At 45.1% G+C, this 24,590-nt stretch carries 12 protein-coding genes, 2 tRNA genes and 3 rRNA genes; 6 read left to right on the top strand and 11 right to left on the bottom strand.

The features are described 5' to 3' along the window. The first annotated feature begins 148 nt into the window (after positions 1-148). Positions 149-2,362, top strand: a complete 2,214-nt coding sequence (locus C9I43_RS08675; RefSeq protein WP_107883181.1) for a M3 family metallopeptidase — start codon at positions 149-151, stop codon at positions 2,360-2,362. Positions 2,363-2,700: 338 nt separating this feature from the next. Beyond that, on the top strand, positions 2,701-3,972 hold the full coding sequence (locus tag C9I43_RS08680) for a DUF2254 domain-containing protein (RefSeq protein WP_107883182.1): 1,272 nt from the start codon (positions 2,701-2,703) through the stop codon (positions 3,970-3,972). Positions 3,973-4,060: 88 nt separating this feature from the next. Here C9I43_RS08680 and C9I43_RS08685 read toward each other — a convergent pair whose 3' ends face one another. Beyond that, entirely contained in the window at positions 4,061-6,205 is a 2,145-nt protein-coding gene (locus C9I43_RS08685) for a M3 family metallopeptidase (RefSeq protein WP_107883183.1), read from the bottom strand. Between the two features lie 733 nt (positions 6,206-6,938). On the opposite strand from C9I43_RS08685, the gene C9I43_RS08690 reads away from it, so the two are divergent. Together C9I43_RS08690 and C9I43_RS08695 are read left to right on the top strand one after the other, a co-directional pair. Beyond that, positions 6,939-9,005: a bifunctional 2',3'-cyclic-nucleotide 2'-phosphodiesterase/3'-nucleotidase gene (locus tag C9I43_RS08690; RefSeq protein ID WP_107883184.1), complete on the top strand. Its 2,067-nt coding sequence runs from the start codon at positions 6,939-6,941 to the stop codon at positions 9,003-9,005. A 207-nt stretch (positions 9,006-9,212) separates the two neighbouring features. Beyond that, positions 9,213-9,956: a YccT family protein gene (locus tag C9I43_RS08695; RefSeq protein ID WP_107883185.1), complete on the top strand. Its 744-nt coding sequence runs from the start codon at positions 9,213-9,215 to the stop codon at positions 9,954-9,956. Positions 9,957-10,201: 245 nt separating this feature from the next. Here the strand turns inward: C9I43_RS08695 and rrf are convergent. The 6 genes from rrf to gmhB all read right to left on the bottom strand — a co-directional run bounded on the left by rrf (position 10,202) and on the right by gmhB (position 16,989). After that, positions 10,202-10,317 (bottom strand): 5S ribosomal RNA (gene rrf / locus C9I43_RS08700). 182 nt (positions 10,318-10,499) lie between these two features. Then, a 23S ribosomal RNA gene (locus C9I43_RS08705) occupies positions 10,500-13,404 on the bottom strand. Positions 13,405-13,777: 373 nt separating this feature from the next. Further along, positions 13,778-13,853 (bottom strand) — tRNA-Ala (locus C9I43_RS08710). Between the two features lie 137 nt (positions 13,854-13,990). Then, positions 13,991-14,067 (bottom strand) — tRNA-Ile (locus C9I43_RS08715). Between the two features lie 242 nt (positions 14,068-14,309). Next, positions 14,310-15,851: ribosomal RNA gene (locus tag C9I43_RS08720) — 16S ribosomal RNA — on the bottom strand. The 16S, 23S and 5S rRNA genes sit together here with 2 tRNA genes alongside, the layout of an rRNA operon. A 589-nt stretch (positions 15,852-16,440) precedes the next feature. After that, on the bottom strand, positions 16,441-16,989 hold the full coding sequence (gene gmhB / locus C9I43_RS08725; RefSeq protein WP_107883186.1) for a D-glycero-beta-D-manno-heptose 1,7-bisphosphate 7-phosphatase: 549 nt from the start codon (positions 16,987-16,989) through the stop codon (positions 16,441-16,443). 475 nt (positions 16,990-17,464) lie between these two features. Here gmhB and C9I43_RS08730 point away from each other — a divergent pair, with 475 nt between their 5' ends. Beyond that, positions 17,465-18,136 (top strand): GntR family transcriptional regulator, encoded by a 672-nt coding sequence (locus tag C9I43_RS08730; RefSeq protein WP_076500032.1) that lies wholly within the window; start codon positions 17,465-17,467, stop codon positions 18,134-18,136. Positions 18,137-18,227: 91 nt separating this feature from the next. Beyond that, positions 18,228-19,295, top strand: a complete 1,068-nt coding sequence (locus C9I43_RS08735) for a ketoacyl-ACP synthase III (protein WP_107883187.1) — start codon at positions 18,228-18,230, stop codon at positions 19,293-19,295. Between the two features lie 125 nt (positions 19,296-19,420). Here C9I43_RS08735 and C9I43_RS08740 read toward each other — a convergent pair whose 3' ends face one another. From C9I43_RS08740 to C9I43_RS08755, 4 genes are all read right to left on the bottom strand, one after another. After that, the gene (locus C9I43_RS08740; RefSeq protein ID WP_107883188.1) at positions 19,421-20,107 is read right to left on the bottom strand and encodes an exonuclease domain-containing protein; all 687 of its coding nucleotides are present in this window, start codon (positions 20,105-20,107) and stop codon (positions 19,421-19,423) included. A 1-nt stretch (position 20,108) separates the two neighbouring features. After that, positions 20,109-21,956 carry a DUF294 nucleotidyltransferase-like domain-containing protein gene (locus tag C9I43_RS08745; RefSeq protein WP_107883189.1) on the bottom strand — a complete coding sequence of 616 codons (1,848 nt, stop codon included), beginning with the start codon at positions 21,954-21,956 and terminating at the stop codon, positions 20,109-20,111. 284 nt (positions 21,957-22,240) lie between these two features. Continuing rightward, complete coding sequence (locus C9I43_RS08750; RefSeq protein WP_076500026.1) at positions 22,241-23,977, bottom strand: sodium:solute symporter family protein; 1,737 nt, start codon at positions 23,975-23,977, stop codon at positions 22,241-22,243. An 11-nt stretch (positions 23,978-23,988) separates the two neighbouring features. After that, positions 23,989-24,255 carry a DUF4212 domain-containing protein gene (locus C9I43_RS08755; protein WP_076500024.1) on the bottom strand — a complete coding sequence of 89 codons (267 nt, stop codon included), beginning with the start codon at positions 24,253-24,255 and terminating at the stop codon, positions 23,989-23,991. Positions 24,256-24,590 lie beyond the last annotated feature (335 nt).

A 24,590-nucleotide genomic window follows, 5' to 3' on the forward strand; every position in this document is an offset into this window, starting at 1 on the left:
TGCAATACATGTTAAACAATCACCTTAATAATTAATTGTTTTAGCCGTTCTCAGATTGTTCACTTCCTGAAATCTATGGTTATCAAAATCTATGGCTATCACCTATTCCAGCATGCATAACAATAATCGACCTAACGGGGAACCAATAATGAAGGGACTAACCCTTAAAACGCAAGCCCTCAAGCCACGCACCGCTAAACTCACGCTAAGTGCCATTGCTTTAGCCTTAACCTTAGGTGCTTGCAGCGCACAACAACCCGATGCCAGTGTGCAAGCAAATGCAGCGCCTAATGCCGTTTCAGCGCAAATTATCAGCCAGAATGCGACCAATCCATTCTTTAAACCCTATGATACTTTTATGGAAATCCCAGACTTTGATAAAATCAAACCTGAACATTTCCTCCCTGCATTTAAAGCGGGTATTGCCCAGCAACACGAACAGATGCAAGCCATCGTTGATAATAAAGCTAAGCCTACCTTCGCTAATACCATTGAAGCAATGGAGTTTTCTGGCGATTTGGTTAAGCGGGTATCGAATGTTTTCTTCAACCTAACAGGCGCCGACACCACCCCAGCGTTGCAGGCGATTTCGAAAGAAGTGTCGCCGATGTTATCGTCCGCTGAAGATGACATTTTGCTCAATGACAAACTATTTCAAAAAGTCAAAGCGGTTCATGATGCAAAAGACAGCTTAAAGCTCAATACCGCGCAAGCAAAATTACTGGAAGATACCTACAAATCTTTCACCCGTGGCGGCGCTAATTTAAGTGAGCAAGATAAAACCAAACTGCGCGCATTAAACGAAGAAATTGGTAAACTCAATCTCACCTTTGGTGACAATCTACTCGCTGAAACCAATGCCTTTGAACTTGTTATCGATAGCAAAACGGATTTAGCTGGCTTACCCGATGATGTGATTGCCACCGCCTTTGAAACCGCTAAAAAGCGTGGCCACGAAGGTAAGTGGGTATTTACCACTTCTCGCCCTTCTATCACGCCTTTTTTAACCTATGCCGATAACCGTCAATTACGTGAAATCTTGTATAAAGGTTATACAGAGCGTGGCAATAACAATAATGCCCACGATAACAAAACCATCCTAGCTAAAATTGCAGCCCTGCGCGCAGAACGCGCCCAGTTGATGGGCTATAAAACCCATGCTGATTTTGTGTTAGAAGAACGCACCGCTAAAACGCCCGAAAACGTTTACGGCTTGCTCAATAAAGTATGGCCAGCCGCGCTTGCCCAAGCCAAAGCTGAAATGGCTGATATGCAAGCCATGATCGATAGCCAAGATAATAAGTTTACGCTGCAAGCGTGGGACTGGGATTACTACGCCGATAAAATTCGTGTAGCGAAATACAGCTTTAACGAACAACAAACTCGTCCGTATTTCTCACTTGATAGCACCCTTAAAGGCGTGTTCTACACCGCGAACCGTTTGTACGGTTTGACCTTTAAGGAACGTACCGACTTACCCAAATACAATGCAGAAGTGCGTACATGGGAAGTTTACGATAAAGACGGCACATTAATGGCTATCTTTATGGGCGATTATTTTACCCGCGACAGCAAACGTGGCGGCGCCTGGATGAACTCCTATCGCAAGCAGTACAATATGAATGGCGTTGATTCTAAACCCATTATTGTTAACGTACTCAACTACCCTCGCCCTGCGGGTAATGAGCCAGCATTACTAACCTTCGATGAGGCTAGTACGTTATTCCACGAATTTGGTCATGCGCTGCACGGCATGTTATCGAAGGTAGAGTATCGCTCACAGGGCGGCACGGCAGTACCACGCGACTATGTGGAGTTCCCATCGCAAGTGAATGAAAACTGGATGACACAACCAGAAGTGTTAGCGCAATTTGCCAAACATTATAAAACTGGCGAAGTGATCCCGCAGGAATTAGTGAAAAAAATCCAAGCGGCGAGTAAGTTTAACCAAGGTTTTTCAACGGTTGAATATGTCGCGGCCACTAAGCTTGATTTAGATTGGCACACACTGACCGACACCACGCCAAAGGATGCCGCCAAGTTTGAAGCTGACTCATTAGCGGCCATGGGGTTAATTAATCAAATTAGCCCACGCTACCGCAGCACCTACTTCTCGCATATTTTCGCGGGCGGTTATTCTGCAGGTTACTACAGCTACCTTTGGTCGGATATTTTAGGCGCAGATGCCTTTGAAGCCTTTAAAGAAAATGGCATTTTCGATAAAGCTACGGCAGATTCCTTCCGTAATAATATCCTTTCAAAAGGCGGTAGCGACGATCCAATGCTGATGTATAAGAACTTTCGCGGTAAAGAAGCGGGCATAGAGCCGCTACTGCGTAGTCGTGGCTTACTGGCCGAGTAACCTCGTCAATAAGGGTTAACAGTAAGATAAATAACGGGAGCATAGGCTCCCGTTATTTTTGATATTACAGCATAAATAGAGCTATGTTCATTCGGTTAGAATTTAACTATTGAGAATACTGATAAAGAATTAGATTTAATAAATTAAAAAAATCAGATAGTTAATCTTTCTATTATCCATTTAAAATAGTATGCGCCCAGTATTACTAGATGAATGTTATCTATAATGACAACGTAGGTATTAATCCGTTTTTTAAAAAATAAACTTAGCCACACATGTTATCTTTCTACTCAACAATGTGTGCGTATTAGCAAAAGATGACAACTGCGGAGACTGAAATGAGCTCTACCCTATTAACTGACCGCGTCAGAGTTTTTCTCAATCAGTTTCGCCACCGACTGTGGGTAAAACCACTGATCGTTTGCCTGCTTTCAATAATGGCAGCCTTAATCGCAAAATTGGCTGATGGAACTGGATTAGCACAGATCACACCTGAGATTTCATTAGACTCCATTGAGGTACTCTTATCCATCATGGCATCAAGCATGCTGGTGATTGCCACATTTTCCGTGGGTTCTATGGTATCGGCCTATGCCTCTGCGGCAACAACAGCAACACCACGATCCTTCGTATTAGTTGTTGCCGACGATGCATCTCAAAATGCACTTTCGACTTTTGTCGGTGCTTTTATTTTTAGCATAGTAGCCCTTACGGCGGTAAAAAATAGTTACTTTCAAACGGCAGGTTTATTTATCCTTTTTCTGCTAACGGCGCTGATCTTCAGCGTAGTGATTTTTACGTTTGTGCGCTGGGTAGATAGCATTGCTCGCCTCGGACGTATGGGCACAACGATTGAGAAAGTAGAAATAGCGACCGCTGCATCGCTAAAGCGGCGAAAGCATGCGCCCACCCTTTGCGGCGTATCAGTGAGCTCAGAAGCTAGCGGACGCGCGGTACATGCGGTTAATGTCGGTTATGTTCAATACATCAACATTGCGGCACTGCAAAACTGGGCTGAAAAACATAAAATGCGCGTGGTGATCGCGGCATTACCGGGCACTTTTGCTGCTCAAAATCGACCATTAGCCTACATTCGTGCCGATTCAGGCGATTTAACCGAGCTTGATAATACCCCCGTTTTAGCAGCATTCCAGATTGGTGACGTGCGTCTTTTCGATGATGATCCACGATTTGGATTAGTGGTATTGTCGGAGATTGCTGGACGCGCGCTGTCGCCTGCGGTGAACGATCCCGGAACAGCAATTTGTATTATAGGAACCCTAATACGATTGTTTACGCTATGGGATGAGCCTTTGACAGATAATGACCGCCAAGCACCCGAGTACAATCGTATCGAAGTGCCTGAAATCTGCCCTCATGATATGTGTGATGATGCTTTTACGGCGATTGCTAGAGATGGCGCTGGCATAGTTGAAGTGGCGGTACGACTCCAAAAAGCCCTCAGTTCTTTAGCATCGAGCCATGATAAAAATATACGCGCCGCCGCTGAATACCATAGTGAATTAGCATTAAAACGTGCAAAAAACGCACTGGATGTCGCAGAAGATTATAAAGCCGTGCAAGCTGCCGCGCAGCAGATTAGCCAGTGACTCTAGCTGTGCGTCATATTTTATAGAAGGTAATAAAAAGGCTTGCTAGGTTTCCCTAGCAAGCCTTTCATTTTACATAACCAACCGATTAGTCGACTAAACCACGGCGCTTTAACAGTGCCTCTGTTGTCGGTTTTTTACCGGTGAAGTGAATATAATCTTGCATAAGATCTTCACTGTTGCCTTTAGATAACACTTCTTGACGGAATTTATCACCATTGTCGGTTTTTAAACCGCCCTGCTCACTCATATAAGCAAAGGCATCGGCGGCAAACACTTCAGTCCACAAATAGGCGTAATATCCCGCGGAATAACCACCAGAGAAAGCATGGCTAAAGTAGCTCGACTTATAACGTGGTGGAATAGGCGCAAAATCAAGGCCGTGTTTAGCTAATACTTGGTGCTCAAACTGCTCAACATCACTAATTTGTGTGTCTGCGCTGATAGAGTGCCATTCCATATCTAACAAGGCCGCTGAAAGATATTCGACAGTATCAAAACCTTGACCAAACTTATTTGCGGCTAGAATTTTATCAAGCAGCGCTTTAGGAATTGGCTCACCCGTTTGATAGTGTTTGGCATAGTTAGCAATTACAACAGGGTCGATATTCCAATCTTCGTTAACCTGTGAAGGGAACTCAACAAAGTCACGCGCTGTTGATGTGCCAGCAACGCTTGGGTATTTCACCTGCGAGAATAAACCGTGTACCGCATGGCCAAATTCATGGAACATAGTGGTCACTTCATCGAAGGTCATCAAGGTTGGACCATCGGCTGGCTTAGGAATATTAAGCGCGTTGTAAACAACAGGTTTAGTGCCAAGTAGGCCGCTTTGGGTGACAAACTCATCCATCCACGCGCCGCCGCCTTTGCCTTCACGGGCATAGGGGTCAAGATAGAATAGCCCGATAGAACTATTATCTTTATCAAACACTTCAAAGGCTAATACGTTAGGATCCCACACGGGTAAATCGGTACGCGCTTTTAAAGTGATGCCATACAGTTTATGCATGGCGAAGAATAATCCGTCTTGTAATACCGTATTAAACTCAAAATAGGGCTTGATAGTGCTCTCATCGAGGGAGTATTTCTCTTGACGCACTTTATTAGCGTAATAAGCCCAGTCCCAAGGTTGTAGTTCAAAATCACCGCCCGCTTTTTTAATCTCAGCTTGAATGTCAGCCGCTTCCACTTTAGCGCGCGCCAGCGCTTTAGGGGCTAAATCATCGAGAATTTCATACACTGCTGCAGGGGTTTTCGCCATTTGGTCTGCAACCGCATAGGACGCCCAGGTATCAAAACCCAGTAAGTTAGCTTTTTTAGCCCGTATTTGCGCCATTTTGACAATCAATGGACCATTACTTGCCACCGAACGATGCGCCGAGGTTTGCCACACTTTCTGGCGCAGCTCTCGGTTATCTAAACTCGCCAGCACAGGCTGGCGCGTAGTATTAACGAGAGTAATTAAATAACCCTCTTTTCCGGCAGCTTTAGCCGCTGCGGCTAAGGTGGCGATTTCGCTATCAGATAAACCAGCTAACTGCGCTTTATCGGTTACAACAATCACATCATCTTTAAATGATTTTAAGCTGTTTTGTGAAAAATCCGTCGCTAAGGTCGCAAGCTCGGCATTAAAGTCGCGCATCTTGGCTTTGTCTTCGGCGGACAATTTCGCGCCAGCACGGACAAACTGCTCATAATAATATTCAACTAAACGCTGATCTTCTGCATTCAAGCTGCTCTTTTGTTGATACACGGCTTCAACACGGGCAAATAACGTTGGGTCGAGATAAATATTATCGCGGTGGGCAGATAACTTAGGCGCAAGATCCGCTTCCGTTTTCTGAAAATCATCATTTGAAATCAAACCCGCAAGATTGAAGAAAACCCGCGATACACGGGTTAATAATTCACCCGATGTTTCCATTGCCAGAATAGTGTTGTCAAAACTAGCAGCTTGTTTGTTATTTACGATTGCCGCGATTTCGACATCATGGGCTTTCATGCCCTGCTCAAAGGCAGGCGCATAATCCGTCGTATTAATTAGATTAAATTGCGGCGCTTGATCCTGCAGTGGGCTCTTGTTCAGTAGCACATTAGTCGCCTCAGTTTTAGTGGCGGTTTGTGTGGCAACGGCATTTTTGGCTACATTGGTATTTGCTGTAGGCTTGTCTGAACAAGCACTCAGTAATAAAGCTGCAGCCACGGCTGTAGTAATAACGGACTTACGCATATTAACTCCCTTCAATGTTGTCGCCCTTTCGATTGTATTTTTAAAGTGAAAGGTGCGTGTTAATGAATTTTAGCTTGCGGTTTAAAATGATCAGTCTAACGCATTCTATTTTAAGCCGTCGGTTTAACGAACACGTATGATACTTACGTCAATTTCGATGAGCTACCTTAACAACTTATGCCTATTTCAGCCAAGTTTTACCTGCATAGTTAACCGTTAATTTGTATCACTTTATGTGTGTTTCCTGCCTAAATGTGCCTATGCCAATTTTAAGTTAAATCGAATGTACTTCAATAAGGGCTATGCATATGCAAGCAGGAATGATGAGCACTGATTAAAATTTGATGGAAAATGAATTATTTAACTCAACTCAATTGAATATTTCAAGCCGAATATTCTCAACGTGGACATCTATGTCCGTTAATAAAACGTCGTTCCGATAAGGTAGATTAATTATTCTTAATATACTTTTCACTGTAGCAGTCTAGACATGGCTGTAACAAACATACAAAACAAATAGTTTGTTATTTAGACGAATACACTATCAATCACAATTTAAAACTACTTTATCGAATTAATGTCACACTTAGATCAAAAAGTTTCTTTATAATTCTTAATCGTTAACTTGGTGACGAATTAACCTAACAGTTAAATTATGCTGAATTAACGGGATGATGGGCATGTTCTTTACGGAACATGCGTTGGGGTCAAATAAATATAAATAGAGATAACTATGTTAAATAAGAAAATACTTGCAGTGATGATCACTGCAGCCTTTGGTGTAAGCGCCTGTAACTCAGATGATGACACCATTATTCAACCTGATAGCAAACTCGTTCAAGCCGATTTACGGGTACTAGAAACCACCGATTTGCACACAAATATCATGGATTTCAATTACTACAGTGGTAATGATGACCCAACTATCGGCCTAGCTCGCACCGCAAGCTTGATCCATGCGGCCCGCAACGAAGCCAAAAACAGTGTGTTAGTCGATAACGGCGATCTACTGCAAGGCAGCCCAATGGGCGATTATATGGCGAAAGTTGGCCTGCAAATGGGCGACATTCACCCTGTTTATAAAGCCATGAACCTATTAGATTATGAAGTCGGTAATATAGGTAACCATGAATTTAACTATGGTTTAGATTTTTTAAATAAATCTATTAGTGGTGCAGATTTCCCTTATATCAACTCAAACGTTTATTGCGCTAACGATAATGGCTGCTGGAATGAAGTTAAAAAAGGTGAAAATTTATTTACCCCTTATATCATTAAAGAAAAACAAATTATCGACAGTGAAGGCAATAGCCAAAGCATTAAAATTGGTTATATTGGTTTTGTACCACCGCAAATTCTATTGTGGGATAAACAAAATCTTACAGGCAAAGTAACGGTTGAAGATATTGTTGAAACAGCGAAAAAATATGTCCCAGAAATGAAGGCTAAAGGGGCTGACATTATTATCGCAATCCCTCACTCAGGTATTGGTTCGTCTGAAAATCCTGGCGATCCTATGGCTGAAAACGCCACTTACGCGTTGACTTACGTTGACGGTATCGATGCGATTTTATTTGGCCACAGCCACTCTATCTTCCCAGATGCGAAATATGCTGACTTACCGAATACCGATGTGGCTAACGGCTTACTAAACGGTGTCCCCGCAGTAATGCCAGGCCGTTGGGGTGATAACTTAGGCGTGGTTGACTTTAAACTTGAACGTAAAGACGGAAAATGGACTGTTATCAGTGCAAAAACTGAGGCTCGTCCGATTTATGATGGCACCAAAAAAGTCCCTCTGGTCGAAGCTGATGCCGCTATTCATGATGCCGTCGCGGCAGAGCACCAAGGCACTCTCGCTTTTGTGGATGAATCTATCGGTGTCGCTGCGGCAGATATGTATAGCTTTCTCACCTTAGTGCAGGACGACCCAACGGTGCAAATCGTTTCCGATGCGCAAATCGCTAACGTGAAAGCGAAATTACCCGCAGCATTACAAGGGCTACCAGTGCTGTCTGCCTCAGCCCCCTTTAAAGCGGGCGGTCGCCATGGCACAAGTAGCGATGCAGACCAATTTGTACAAGTTGATAAAGGCCCTCTGACCTTTAAAAACGCTGCAGATTTGTACCTGTATCCCAATACTATGGTGGCAGTCAAAGCAAATGGCGCCGAATTGAAAGATTGGCTCGAGTGCTCAGCCAACCAGTTTAATCAAATCGATGCCACAAAAACTACGCCGCAGGGTTTAATTAACTGGGATGGTCATCCAACCTATAACTTTGACGTGCTAGATGGCTTAACTTACAAGATTGATGTCACGCAGCCGAGTAAGTTTGACCGCGATTGCGCGGTGGTTAATGCCAGTGCAAACCGTATTGTAGATTTAAGCTATACAGACGAAAACGGTAAAGTCATTACAGGTGAAGAGCTTGCGACAAAAGAGTTTATCGTCACCTCAAATAACTACCGCGCTTTTGGCGGTAAATTTGCAGGTACAGGTAGCGATCATGTTGTTCTGGAGCTACCAGACACCAACCGCGAAGCATTAGCCGCCTACATCACAGAGCAGTCTAAGTTCAACGAAGTGACGGGCAAGTACGACGCCATGGTTAATCCAAGTGCCGATTACAACTGGGATTTCAAAACGATCACCACTAACGTCACATTAGATATTCGCTTCGAAACCCAAGATAGCGACAAAGCCGCAGCCTTTATCAAAGATAATCAGCAGCGTGCAATGAAGAAGATCAGCAAAGACAGTCTTGGCTTCGCCGTTTATAGCATTGACCTAACCCAATAGACGTTCAATAACAAATATCACTCTCAAAAAGGCTCTTCATGAGCCTTTTTTTATTCCCTGCAAATAAAATTAACGCTAATCAGCGTTTCATATAAACGACTTATCGCCATTAGGGTTATCATAAACCACACTGAGCATTACCCGCTTTGTGCCGTCAGATATTAGCCTTATTATTTAGCGGCGCTCTTGTAACAACTGAGAAAACGTATGAAATATCAATCAATCTTATGTGCCACAGCGTTAATGCTGAGCACTGTGCAACCCGCTACCGCCGATGTGAATCTAAAGCTACCTAAAAACACTGAAGTGTTAACAGTCAATGGTAAACCAGTAGTAAAGAGTGGCGAACTCATCTTAGCCGATGGTATGAATCAAATTGCCTTTCGTTATGCTGCACAATACCGACAACAGGCTGATTCAGTACATTATCTATCTGACGTGTTAGTTATCCGTTTTGATGCCTCTGAGCAAATATTGACGCTTAAACTTGCTGCTATAAACTCAGCCAAAGACGCAAAAAAATTTAATGAATCAGCCGAGTTGACGCTATTAAATGCTCAAGATGAAGCGGTGAGTTTTACCAGCGATAAATTGATTAAGAATGGGGTTCAACTAGGACGGGATTTTGAGCACGAAATACTGCAGTACAACCTTAGCGATCGCCCCGCATCATTGAACATCACGATGACACAATCGGGTAATGCCATGGTACCACCGTCAACCAAAACACTATCAGCAGGCCAGCCACAAATCCGCCAAGCTCCTGCCATCGCATCCACAAACTTGCTCGCACCAGCAGTGATGACATCAACAGTCTCTGCGGTCGATGATAAGGTTCAGCAAGCTACCCAGCCTAGCCAAACTGAAATCAGCCAGATGCTTGATTATTGGTATAAACAAGCCAACGACAATACTAAAGCCAGCTTCAAGGCCAAAATCAATCAAGAGTGATTCATTCAACAATATACTAGCGTTGTGGAGGCTAGCTAATCCACAACCCTACGAACACAGTTTCAACTGTCAATAGTCAAACCGCGAGCTTCGTGTGAAACTGGTGACTCAACATATAGCTCAATAGCATTTAAACAGTTGAATTATTTTTGAGGCTTTAAAAAACACCATTTCTAACAAATCACAGACGCAAAAAAGCCAGCTTATTCAGCTGGCTTCGTTACATCTCATCGAGATAATTAGGCGCTTGGCGATGACCTACTCTCACATGGGGAGACCCCACACTACCATCGGCGCGTTTGCGTTTCACTGCTGAGTTCGGGATGGGATCAGGTGGTTCCACAAGGCTATTGTCACCAAGCAAATTCTGTTTATTACCGTGTCTCTTTGAGACCACGTTAATAATAATTCGGAAAGCTGATTTCTTACTTGAGTTCGACAAGTACAAGGATGTACTTGATGTCATAAATGCACGAGCATTTTATGACCACTTTATTAAGTGTCACTATTCGTCTAAGGCCATATAAAACCCATCTGGGTTGTATGGTTAAGCCTCTCGAGTCATTAGTACATGTTAGCTCAACGCCTCACAACGCTTACACACCATGCCTATCAACGTCCTAGTCTCGAACGGCTCTTTAGAGGAATTAAATTCCTAGGGATGACTCATCTCAGGGCTCGCTTCCCGCTTAGATGCTTTCAGCGGTTATCGATTCCGAACGTAGCTACCGGGCAATGCCATTGGCATGACAACCCGAACACCAGCGGTTCGTCCACTCCGGTCCTCTCGTACTAGGAGCAGCTCCCTTCAATCATCCAACGCCCACGGCAGATAGGGACCGAACTGTCTCACGACGTTCTGAACCCAGCTCGCGTACCACTTTAAATGGCGAACAGCCATACCCTTGGGACCGACTTCAGCCCCAGGATGTGATGAGCCGACATCGAGGTGCCAAACACCGCCGTCGATATGAACTCTTGGGCGGTATCAGCCTGTTATCCCCGGAGTACCTTTTATCCGTTGAGCGATGGCCCTTCCATTCAGAACCACCGGATCACTATGACCTACTTTCGTACCTGCTCGACGTGTATGTCTCGCAGTTAAGCTGGCTTATGCCATTGCACTAACCGTACGATGTCCGACCGTACTTAGCCAACCTTCGTGCTCCTCCGTTACTCTTTGGGAGGAGACCGCCCCAGTCAAACTACCCACCAGGCACTGTCCCGAACCCCGATAAGGGGCCGCGGTTAGAACATCAAAACTACAAGGGTGGTATTTCAAGGACGACTCCATCATGACTAGCGTCACAACTTCATAGTCTCCCACCTATCCTACACATGTAGGTTCAATGTTCAGTGCCAAGCTATAGTAAAGGTTCACGGGGTCTTTCCGTCTAGCCGCGGGTATACGGCATCTTCACCGCAATTTCAACTTCACTGAGTCTCGGCTGGAGACAGCGTGGCCATCATTACGCCATTCGTGCAGGTCGGAACTTACCCGACAAGGAATTTCGCTACCTTAGGACCGTTATAGTTACGGCCGCCGTTTACCGGGGCTTCGATCATGAGCTTCTCTTGCGATAACCCAATCAATTAACCTTCCGGCACCGGGCAGGCGTCACACCGTATACTTCCTCTTGCGAGTTTGCACAGTGCTGTGTTTTTGATAAACAGTTGCAGCCACCTGGTATCTGCGACTCCCGTCAGCTTAGAGAGCAAGTCTCATCACCAACAGGAGCGTACCTTCTCCCGAAGTTACGGTACCATTTTGCCTAGTTCCTTCAGCCGAGTTCTCTCAAGCGCCTTGGTATTCTCTACCCGACCACCTGTGTCGGTTTGGGGTACGATTCCCACTAACCTGAAGCTTAGAAGATTTTCCTGGAAGCATGGCATCAACTACTTCAGTCCCTTAGGACCTCGTCATCAGCTCTCAGTCTGCACACTAAAGTGCGATTCCCCGGATTTGCCTAAGAAATCAACCTACCACCTTAAACGCGGACTACCAACGCCGCGCTAGCCTAGCCTTCTCCGTCTCTCCATCGCAGTTAGCGGAAGTACAGAAATATTAATCTGTTTCCCATCGATTACGCCTTTCGGCCTCACCTTAGGGGTCGACTCACCCTGCCCCGATTAACGTTGGACAGGAACCCTTGGTCTTCCGGCGAGGGGGTTTTTCACCCCCTTTATCGTTACTCATGTCAGCATTCGCACTTCTGATACCTCCAGCGTGGGTTACCCCTTCACCTTCAACGGCTTACAGAACGCTCCTCTACCGCGCAGTCCTAATGGACCGCACCCGTAGCTTCGGTGACTAGCTTAGCCCCGTTACATCTTCCGCGCAGGCCGACTCGACTAGTGAGCTATTACGCTTTCTTTAAATGATGGCTGCTTCTAAGCCAACATCCTAGCTGTCTAAGCCTTCCCACATCGTTTCCCACTTAGCTAGTACTTTGGGACCTTAGCTGACGGTCTGGGTTGTTTCCCTTTTGACGACGGACGTTAGCACCCGCCGTCTGTCTCCCGAGTAGTACTCACTGGTATTCGGAGTTTGCAAAGGGTTGGTAAGTCGGGATGACCCCCTAGCCTTAACAGTGCTCTACCCCCAGTGGTATTCGCTCGAGGCGCTACCTAAATAGCTTTCGAGGAGAACCAGATATCTCCGAGTTTGATTGGCCTTTCACCCCCAGCCACAAGTCATCCGCTAATTTTTCAACATTAGTCGGTTCGGTCCTCCAGTTGATGTTACTCAACCTTCAACCTGCCCATGGCTAGATCACTCGGTTTCGGGTCTACACCTTGCAACTAAACGCGCAGTTAACACTCGGTTTCCCTACGGCTCCGCTATTCGCTTAACCTCGCTACAAAATGTAAGTCGCTGACCCATTATACAAAAGGTACGCAGTCACGGTCTCAAGAACCGCTCCCACTGCTTGTACGTATACGGTTTCAGGTTCTATTTCACTCCCCTCACAGGGGTTCTTTTCGCCTTTCCCTCACGGTACTGGTTCACTATCGGTCAGTCAGGAGTATTTAGCCTTGGAGGATGGTCCCCCCATATTCAAACAGGATGTCACGTGTCCCGCCTTACTCGTTTTCATCTATGGTTAGTTTTCATGTACGGGGCTATCACCCTGTGCCGCTGAGCTTTCCAACTCATTCCACTAACACCCCATAGACTTAAGGGCTAATCCCCGTTCGCTCGCCGCTACTAGGGGAATCTCGGTTGATTTCTTTTCCTAAGGGTACTTAGATGTTTCAGTTCCCCTCGTTCGCCTCTACACACTATGTATTCATGTGCAGATAACAGCTTATGCTGCTGGGTTCCCCCATTCGGACATCGTTAGCTCAAATGCTTGTTACTAGCTCGCCAACGCTTTTCGCAAGTTACTACGTCCTTCATCGCCTCTGACTGCCAAGGCATCCACCGTATACGCTTAGTCGCTTAACCATACAACCCAAATGAGTTTCACTCATCTGCGCCGCATTGCGACCAGCTTGGTTTTACTTGTCTCACTCCCGACCAGGAAGTGGACGCGCCTTAGACGTGAAATACTCTGCCACCACAGCAAAATACTTCACTTTGAATATTCAAGACACTTAATAAAGTGTTTGAGAACTCATGATGCAAGTGTTTCCACACTTACATCGGTTTGTAATTAACATAACGACAGACATCATCATGTTAATCACTATCAGCTTTCCAAATTGTTAAAGAGCGGGCTTAAAAAAGCCAAAGATAATTTTTCAGTTTATCTTTGGCATCTCTATCCATAATGCATATCACTCGTTTTCGGTATAAACCAGTCAAAACAAGCAGTAAATGGTGGAGCTATGCGGGATCGAACCGCAGACCTCCTGCGTGCAAGGCAGGCGCTCTCCCAGCTGAGCTATAGCCCCATTTACATGCAGTGCGAGTAAGTAAGATGTTCCAAACCTCTAAAAGGATTGGTTTGCCAAATCAAGTTCCCACGGCAAATTAACGCGACGTTTAGTTCACTAAACGAGTGTTAATTTAACAAAGGAGAACAAAGATTTGGTGGGTCAGAGTGGACTTGAACCACCGACCTCACCCTTATCAGGGGTGCGCTCTAACCAGCTGAGCTACAGACCCATCTTATTGATAAATCTAAGTTCATCTAGAACCACCGACCTCACCCTACTCTTTATGAGGGGATTGGGGTGCTAACCAGCTGAGCTACAGACCCATCTTTGATAAACCTATTTAACTAGGTTCATCTTTTACTCTTTCTTCTATCAAGCAAATCTGTGTGAACACTCAAAAGGTACACGGATGTACCGAATGTCGAAAATGCAGGAGCATTTTTCGACCAAACATTAAGTTAGTCGTATAGGTAAGGAGGTGATCCAGCCCCAGGTTCCCCTAGGGCTACCTTGTTACGACTTCACCCCAGTCATGAACCACAAAGTGGTGAGCGCCCCCCGAAGGTTAAGCTACCCACTTCTTTTGCAGCCCACTCCCATGGTGTGACGGGCGGTGTGTACAAGGCCCGGGAACGTATTCACCGTGACATTCTGATTCACGATTACTAGCGATTCCGACTTCATGGAGTCGAGTTGCAGACTCCAATCCGGACTACGACGAGCTTTGTGAGATTAGCTCCACCTCGCGGCTTTGCAACCCTCTGTACTCGCCATTGTAGCACGTGTGTAGCCCTACTCGTAAGGGCCATGATGACTTGACGTCGTCCCCACCTTCCTCCGGTTTATCACCGGCAGTCTCCCTAGAGTTCCCACCATTACGTGCTGGCAAATAAGGATAGGGGTTGCGCTCGTTGCGGGACTTAACCCAACATTTCACAACACGAGCTGACGACAGCCATGCAGCACCTGTCTCACAGTTCCCGAAGGCACAAGTCCATCTCTGGTCTCTTCTGTGGATGTCAAGAGTAGGTAAGGTTCTTCGCGTTGCATCGAATTAAACCACATGCTCCACCGCTTGTGCGGGCCCCCGTCAATTCATTTGAGTTTTAACCTTGCGGCCGTACTCCCCAGGCGGTCTACTTAATGCGTTAGCTTGAGAGCCCAGTGTTCAAGACACCAAACTCCGAGTAGACATCGTTTACGGCGTGGACTACCAGGGTATCTAATCCTGTTTGCTCCCCACGCTTTCGTGCCTGAGCGTCAGTCTTTGTCCAGGGGGCCGCCTTCGCCACCGGTATTCCTCCAGATCTCTACGCATTTCACCGCTACACCTGGAATTCTACCCCCCTCTACAAGACTCTAGTTCGCCAGTTCAAAATGCAATTCCCAGGTTGAGCCCGGGGCTTTCACATCTTGCTTAACAAACCGCCTGCGCACGCTTTACGCCCAGTAATTCCGATTAACGCTCGGACCCTCCGTATTACCGCGGCTGCTGGCACGGAGTTAGCCGGTCCTTCTTCTGTAGGTAACGTCACAGTAACGTGCTATTAACACGCTACCTTTCCTCCCTACTGAAAGTGCTTTACAACCCGAAGGCCTTCTTCACACACGCGGCATGGCTGGATCAGGGTTGCCCCCATTGTCCAATATTCCCCACTGCTGCCTCCCGTAGGAGTCTGGGCCGTGTCTCAGTCCCAGTGTGGCTGATCATCCTCTCAGAACAGCTAGGGATCGTCGCCTTGGTGAGCCATTACCTCACCAACTAGCTAATCCCACCTAGGTTCATCCAATCGCGAAAGGCCCGAAGGTCCCCTTCCTTCCCCCGTAGGGCGTATGCGGTATTAGCAGTCGTTTCCAACTGTTATCCCCCTCGACTGGGCAGATCCCTAGGTATTACTCACCCGTCCGCCGCTCGCCGCCTCAGAAGTAAACTCCCTTGCGCTGCCGCTCGACTTGCATGTGTTAGGCCTGCCGCCAGCGTTCAATCTGAGCCATGATCAAACTCTTCAATTAAAGTTTTTTTGCTTCTCAACCTCTTATAAATAAGAAGCCAATCAGCGGCTCAATGAATTCTGATTTTTTGTTTCCACATCCTTATAAAGGAAGCAGAAACAAACTGTACATATTGCTATGAACACTCATTGTTACATTGATTTAAATTTTTGACTGCCAACCCGAAGGCTAAGCAGTTTCGATTAACTCAACACCTGTGAGTGTCCACACAGATTTGCTTGATAAATTGTTAAAGAGCATGGTTAACTGCTTATTTCGCGTTTAACCGTTGACCCCGCTGGGTCAGTGGATGCGCATTATAGGGATGTCAGACTTTACCGCAACCCCTTTTTTTAAAATAATGGCAAAAAACGAATCGAACGCACACTTTTTAAACTAAAAGTGTGTTTAAACGGCAATATTAGCAGTCTACTGTGAATTTAGGGTAGAGATGGGATTAATCCAGTTCTAGAAATGACAAGAGTTAACCTAAGTAGCAGCTCTTTAGCCATGCTGGTTAGGTTTAACTCAGCTGTTAGCCCTAATTGGAGTCCCGTTAAAACGACTTATAAATAAATCATTCTATAATTAGTAAGTCGTAGAGTTGCTATTAACTTAGGCTTTTTAAATAAGCGGGGACATCGGCAATGCTATCGAGTACCACTGTTGCATCACTGTCATCAGCAATAACCTTACCACTGCGCACTAATATGCGTGTGGTAACGCCAGCCGCTTTCGCAGCCTGCATATCTTCAGCTTTATCGCCAACCATGACAGAGAGTGCTAAGTCGATGTTTAAAAACTGCGCGGCATCATTGAGCATGCCCGGCTTAGGTTTACGGCAATCACAATCTATTTTATATTCCCCGATACCTTTTTCAGCATGGTGCGGACAATAATAGATCCCATCAAGCTCGACTCCTTTGTCGGCAAAGTTCCAGTCCATCCACTCGGTTAAACTGTGAAATTGATCTTCTGTGTACATACCGCGGGCAATACCCGATTGATTGGTGACGACCACTAACTGGTAGCCCATTTCCTTCAAAGAGAGGCAAGATTCAAACACACCTTCGATGTATTCGAAGTCGTCCACTTGATGGACATAACCATGGTCTTTATTAATCACACCATCACGGTCTAAAAATACTGCTCGACTCACTGTATTGCTCCAAAATCACCGAAGGCGTTATCGCGCTATTATTTCATTCATTAAACAAAATTGCACCGCGAAGTTCTGTTTTCCCACTAAATTACGCCTTCACAATACTGAGTGACGACATGCGGGTAAACTAAAGTCATTATTGTATCTATCGCACCGCGTAGTTATCCTGCGAAACCTTAACCTGCTTGCTCTACGTGTCTTACATCTATTAATAAAATGCTGACTACCATCTGAGTTTAGTCCCATGATCAATACGCTTAAAATGATTGCCACTATTACTGTAGAGGTTATTCATAGTAAAGAAGCTCTTTATATACGAAGAAAATCAGGAATAAAGCCGCCAGAACCTGCATTGTTTGGATATTGTTAATCTGTTGGACACACGACTCAATCGAGCATTTTCCTTTATTTGTGGTGTTTTTAACGGTAATCTTGGGCAAATAATGGAAAATACCCGAAATAGACGGAAATAATGAGTCGAACTACGCCTATCGTTCACAAAACCCGCACCCAATTAGTTGTTGAAGTGCTTAGAGAGAGAATTCTTTCAGGGGACATAGCCGCAGGAGAACCACTCAGACAAAGTGCCTTAGCTGAAGCATTAAATGTCAGCCGTATTCCGGTAAGGGAAGCATTATTGCAGCTCGAAGCTGAAGGCCTAGTTAAATTTGAACCTCATAAGGGAGCAACTGCGACAGTTTTATCTGTTGAGCAAGTCACCGAACTGTTTGAATTACGCGCCATGATCGAAACCGATCTGCTCGCAAAAGCTATCCCTCGACTTCAAGACGCCGATTTAGAAAAAGCAGAACGTGTACTCGAACAGTTGGAGTCAGCCTTCAAGCATGAAGATGCCGTCGCCAGTTGGAGCGAGTTGAATACGCAATTTCACACTTGCTTATATCAAGCGGCTAATCGCCCGCACACCCTTGAGGTGGTTCACGGCCTCAACACTAATTGTGATAGATACATCCGTTTGCAGTTATTGCTCGCTGGGGGAATTCCAGCTGCAGAGCATGAGCACAGGGCATTGCTTAACCATTGCAGACTAAGAGAAACAGAAAAAGCGACGGCGCTACTGCGTCATCATATTTTGCATGCCGCAATGACTATTCGAGATCTCGTCGCCAAACAGGTGGTCTAGATCACGGACGGCTATTAGAACTGCCGATAAGCTTTGTTATTGATTCAAGGCAGCGCTCAGGTTCTGCCTTTTTTATTTGAGAGAAACCACCATGCAGTACGCCACTATCACAGGTTGGGGCAAATGTGTTCCACCAGCCACGCTAACAAATGATGATCTTGCGACCTTTATCGAAACCTCCGATGAATGGATCAAATCTCGCACCGGCATTAGCCAGCGCCATATTAGCCATGTTAACACCTCTGAACTGGCTTCTGTTGCCGCACAACGCGCGCTCGCAGCTGCAGGTATCGATGGCAGTGAAATCGACATGATCATTCTGGCCAGTGCCAGCCCAGATACGTTAATCCCCAATATTGCCTCGACTGTACAAGCGAATATTGGCGCCAGCTGCGCCGCGTTTGATATCAATGCGGCTTGTAGCGGCTTCTTATATGGCTTAGGTTTAGCCAGTTCACAGATAAAGAGTGGCCAGAGCAAGAAAGTATTAGTCATTGGTGCCGAACGTCTTTCTTTCTATTTAGATTGGTCACGCCGAGATACTGCAGTGTTATTTGGTGATGGCGCAGGTGCCGTTGTCGTTGAAGCAACAGATGTTGCCGGTGGCGTGCTCGGTTATGAGCTGAATAACGATCCTGAAGGTCGTGACATTCTAAAAGCAGGTTTTGGCACCGCGATGGACAGATTCTCAGCAGAGTCATTAGACTTTTTCATTGAATTTGATGGCCAAGAAATCTTCAAGCGCGCGATTAACGGCATGAACAAATTGAGCACTAAAGTGCTTGAAAAATGTGGTATTGATAAAGATGAAGTGGATCTTGTTATCCCGCATCAAGCCAACGAGCGTATTATCGATACCTTAGTCAGTCGGATGAAAATTCCTAAAGAAAAAGCCTTCGTTAACATTGCCAATTATGGCAATACCTCGGCAGCAACCATTCCAATTGCGATTTGTGATGCATTAGAGCAAGGCGTGATCAAGCCAAATCAAACCATACTTTCTTGTGCCTTTGGTGCAGGCTTAACCTCTGCCGCACTATTACTACAGTGGGGCGAGCGCGTGACACCGATTAATATCAGTGATGCCGAGCTACCGCCTTGCGATAAAACAGGTATAGAGTTAGTGAAACGCGCCGTAGATTACTTTTGTAAGCCATAAGTCATGTTTAACTAACCAAAAAGCCATCTTCTGAGATGGCTTTTTTCATTTACAACCTTCTATAACATAATCATTTAGACATGTAATTAATTCGGCCATGAACTGCAATGTTAAACGAGAAACGGTCATGCTGATTGATACAATACATCTGCTACGGTAAGTTGCGCACTGCCGCCCATTGCCGCCATTTGTGCCAGTAATAACTCACCACAAGCTAAAGCATCAGTTAGCGCACTATGAGCGCTATAAATGGGTAAACCATAACGTTCACGGCAAGCACCAAGGCGTAAACTGCCCTCTTGAATGGTAGGATGCTTGCGTAGTAAACGATGTTTTTCAAGCATCAAGGTATCAATTGCCGGCAACACCATCGCTTGATGGTAAATGGTTAATAAATCTTGCTGCAGAAAGCGGCAATCCAAAGGTGCATGATGCGCGACCAACACGCGGCCGTAGGTTTGATTGATAAACCACGTCATTGCATCTTCAATCGTCACCGCTTGTACAAGATGATTATCAAGAATACCGTGTATGGTTGCACTTTGGCCGACACTGCCGCGAATTTGCACTAACTTTTGTTCCGCACGTGCCAAAGGGATCTCACCGCGCTCAATTGGGACAAGCCCAATACTGAGTATTTGATCTTGCTGAGGATTAAGCCCTGTCATCTCCAAATCCATCGCCATCAGCGGCGCTTCGGATAACGGCATCGCTAGCAGTGGTATTAGCGATTGGTAATATCCCTTAAACAACTGATGTTGGCATCGTAATGCCCGCCAATTGAGCTGAGTTTTAAGCAGCAGTGTGTTCATATTAAAAACTTCGCATAAATTTCATTTTCATCCCTGCCTGCGCCTCATGTACCACTTTAAAGGCGTCACGTAGCTGATGACGAACCAGCGATGATAAATGTGCGGGCAACAAATAATTACTCACGTCAAGGCCTTGGTTATGCTGATAACCTTGATTTGATAACCGCATATGAGCAATAAACTCATGCGCATCGGCCAGATTAAGCGCATCTTTACGATTAAGAATATTCGCCTCCATCAACGCACGAATACGTTTGGCGGTATTCACCTCTTTAATCCCTGCTGATAAGGCATAAATACGGGCGATATCGTTGATCAAGGCATTGCCTTTATGTTTTAAATCTATACCTTTGACTTCGCTACCATCGCGTTCGAGCACAAATTTGCGAAAAAATCCTAGCGGCGGTGATTCCATTAGCGAATTACCTGTCATGCCCGCGAGGAAAATATCGTTATCGCGGGTTTGCGCCAAGACTTTATCCTGCAGCGCATCAAACAATGTTTGTGGGCCGTAAACTGAGCGCATATCAAAAAAAATACTAGCATTTAATAAAGCTTTAGGCTCAGGTGTAATTACCCATTTTTCAAATACCTGTTGCCACTGTTTAAGCGACATTCGCCACTGAGGGTTTTGCGCCATAATGTTGCCAGGACAAAACTCATAACCGCATTGGTCAAGCCCCGCGCACACAGCATGGGTTAAGGCATCAAAATAACCTTTGGCAAAATCATCCATGTTTTCTGCGACTAACAAACCGTTATCTTGATCCGAACACGCAGCCTGATCTTGCCTTCCCTGCGATCCAAATGCTAACCAGCAAAATGCCATCGGCGGTTCGCCGAGCAATTGCTGATTAAGCACGATTAAGCGTCGTGTTAATGCGTCGGTAACGGAGGTTAATACTCGGCCAATTTCTTCAGCTCTGGCATCGGCACTGATCAAGTTTTGTAGCAATAATGGAATTTGCTTACTTACACTAATCAAACTAGCCAGATCTTGCTGGCGTTCAATTTCACCAATTAACAATAGCGGCTGTGAACCCTGCCCGCGTAAAATATCGGTACTGGTCACCATGCCAACAGCTTTACCTTGATCGATAATCGGTAAATGATGAATATTATGCTCACTCATCAGCAACATAGCTTCAAAAACTAATGCATTCGATGAAATGAAAATCGGTGAAACGGTCATCGCATGGTGCACAGCAATACGGCCATCAAGTTCTGCCGCTAGCACTCGATTACGTAAATCCTTATCGGTTAAGATACCAACTAATTTGTGATTATCTGTTACCAACAAAGACGATACTCGGCTATTACGCATTAACAGCGCTGCCTGAGTCACGCTAGCATGGGCATCAATAACAATAGGTATTGATGACATTAAGGTGCTAACTCGACTGGTAGTAGTCAAATCCTTTGCTTTAAAGCGTCCTTCATGGCGCAAGCGTTTAGCAAATGCGCGAGTAAAAAACTGATCAAAATCGCGGCTTTCGCTTCTTAGCTTATCAAACAAGGTTTGTGGTAGATGATAGACCAAGCTGTCTTCGAGAATAGCAACCTTATTAACCACTTTCTCACCCGACAACAAAGTGGAAAAACCAAAAAACTCCCCTTCGCCAACTCTATCCACCAGTACGCCCTGCGGATCCCGTACCTCAAAAGCACCACTGCGCACCATATATAATTTAGGTGTATTGATATTAAAGGTGACATAGCCAGAAGCCTTACTGTAATAGCCAACAGTGACCGCCTTAGCGCAGCGCAGCAGCGCATCTTCGGCTAGAGTGTCGAAGGGCACTAACTTTTGTAGAAATTGAACGACGGGTTGTAACTCACTGGCATTCATGACCACACCTTATTTTTAAGCAGAATTCTTACCCTTATACAACCACTATAACCTGCATTATCGCTATGCTACATGCGACTAAAGTCAGCATAAGGTTAATTTAATTAATGCATTAAAAACGCAGCTGTACCAAGTCTAAATACTTATACCAATCATATTGGCTATGTTCACGTTAGCTATGTCTGCATAGCCAATACGATTGGTATTACAACAGCCCGAACAAAAAGTCATAAAAAAGAGCGCCGGAGCGCTCTTATGATGAAACTCATCATTACATCAGAATATTAATGTTCGCTGGCTTCACCTGAACCTTTAGGGAAGCGAATCGATTCAACCATTTCTTGAACATGTAATGGCGTTGCCGCTGTCACTCGGCTCACCAAGGCTGCAACAGCAAAGTTTATGACCATACCAACCATACCAATACCTTCAGGTGAAATACCGAGGAACCAGTTAGCTGCCACGTTGCCCGTTGGGTCAACAAACTTGAAGTAAATGATATAACCTGCAGTGAACAGTAGACCCGTCAACATACCGGCAATAGCACCTTCTTTATTCATTGTTTTAGAGAAAATCCCCATAATAATGGCAGGGAACAGTGACGATGCCGCCAAACCGAAGGCGAACGCCACCACTGCTGCCACAAATCCTGGCGGATTCACACCAAAGTATCCCGCAATCACAATACCAACACCCGCTGCCACACGGGCATACATCAGCTCTCTCTTATCAGAGATATTTGGCATGAGATTTTTCTTCAACAAATCGTGTGAAACCGATGTTGAAATCACCAATAACAAACCTGCCGATGTTGATAGCGCAGCCGCTAAACCACCTGCTGCAACCAGTGCGATAACCCACGCTGGTAAGTTAGCGATTTCAGGCGTAGCTAATACGATAATATCGTTATCAATCTTCATCTCGTTTTTGCTAGCAGGATCTTCAATCTTGCCTGACGAGTAGTAAATCTTACCGTCGCCATTTTTATCGTCCCACTTGATTAAACCGGTTTTTTCCCAGCTTTTGATCCAATTTGGCGCAGACTCATAAGCCACACCTTTCGCATCTGGGCCATTAATGGTTTCAATCATGTTCACACGGGAGAAAGCCGCTAAAGCGGGTACAGTCGTGTACATAATAGAAATAAATACTAAAGCCCAACCCGCTGAAATACGCGCATCTTTTACTTTAGGCACAGTGAAGAAACGCACGATAACATGCGGTAAACCCGCAGTACCGACCATCAATGCTCCAGTAATACAGAACACATCAATCGTGCTCTTAGAACCGTCGGTATAAGGCGCAAAGCCTAATTCAGCAGAAACATTGTTGAGTTTCTCTAAAAGGTACACGCCACTATTATTACCCGCAGCATCTAGCAGTTCTGCACCAAAACCGATTTGCGGCACAACGTGACCGGTCATCATTACAGAAAGGAAAATCGCAGGTACCATAAAGGCAAAAATAAGTACGCAATATTGGGCAACCTGAGTGTAAGTAATACCCTTCATACCGCCAAGCACAGCGTAGAAGAACACCACCGCCATACCGATATAAACACCTGTGTCGACGTCGACTTCAAGGAAGCGCGAGAACACCACACCCACACCGCGCATTTGCCCCGCAATATAAGTAAAGCAAATGAAAATAGCGCAGATAACCGCAACCGTACGCGCCGCCTGTGAGTAATAACGCTCACCGACAAAATCAGGCACTGTAAATTTACCGAACTTACGTAGATACGGCGCCATACACAGCGCCAATAATACATAACCACCGGTCCATCCCATTAAATATACGCTGCCGTCATAACCCGTAAACGAAACGATACCCGCTAACGAAATAAATGATGCCGCCGACATCCAATCTGCTGCCGTTGCCATACCGTTCACAACAGGGTGAACACCACCGCCAGCAACATAAAACTCTTTAGTTGAACCCGCTCGGGACCATATCGCGATACCAATGTAAAGCGCAAATGAAAGCCCTACAATTACATATGTGAGTGTTTGAACATCCATCTCAAAGCTCCTTAGTCTTCTTGTACGTTATATTTTTTATCTAAGGCGTTGGCTTTTGCCGCATAGACAAAAATAAGCGCAACGAATACATACATAGATCCCTGTTGTGCAAACCAGAAGCCTAATTTGAATCCCATGAAATGGACTTCATTGAGTACATCAACCAATAAAATGCCGCATCCAAAAGAAACTACCGCCCAAATGGCTAATAAACTCAGTACGAGACGAATATTCTCGCTCCAGTAGCGTTTAGCCTTGTCATTGTTTTCAAAACCCATAGTGACTCCCCTGTGCTGTTTTAATTTTAAGTCATGTTTAATCTAACAACAGCTGGGGTGACTACAATCAAGACCTTAGTCTAATTTGCGATTTAGATCACAACAAAAAATATGAATAAAAACTTAAAATCAACAAGTTAACAATGATCTTACATTTGAGCGCAGTTTCAAATATTTCAACAGGTTAGACCAATGTCGAACAAGAACGGGGCTAATACAGGAAAATTTAGGCTAAGTTCGGTTCAGAAATCATTAAAAAAGTGCAATAACACATTGTCTGAACTCGTAAAAACGATTGAACCAATAAAGGAATATTGCACTATGACGTGTTATGA

This window comes from Shewanella morhuae (assembly GCF_003028295.1).
Classification (GTDB): domain Bacteria; phylum Pseudomonadota; class Gammaproteobacteria; order Enterobacterales; family Shewanellaceae; genus Shewanella; species Shewanella morhuae.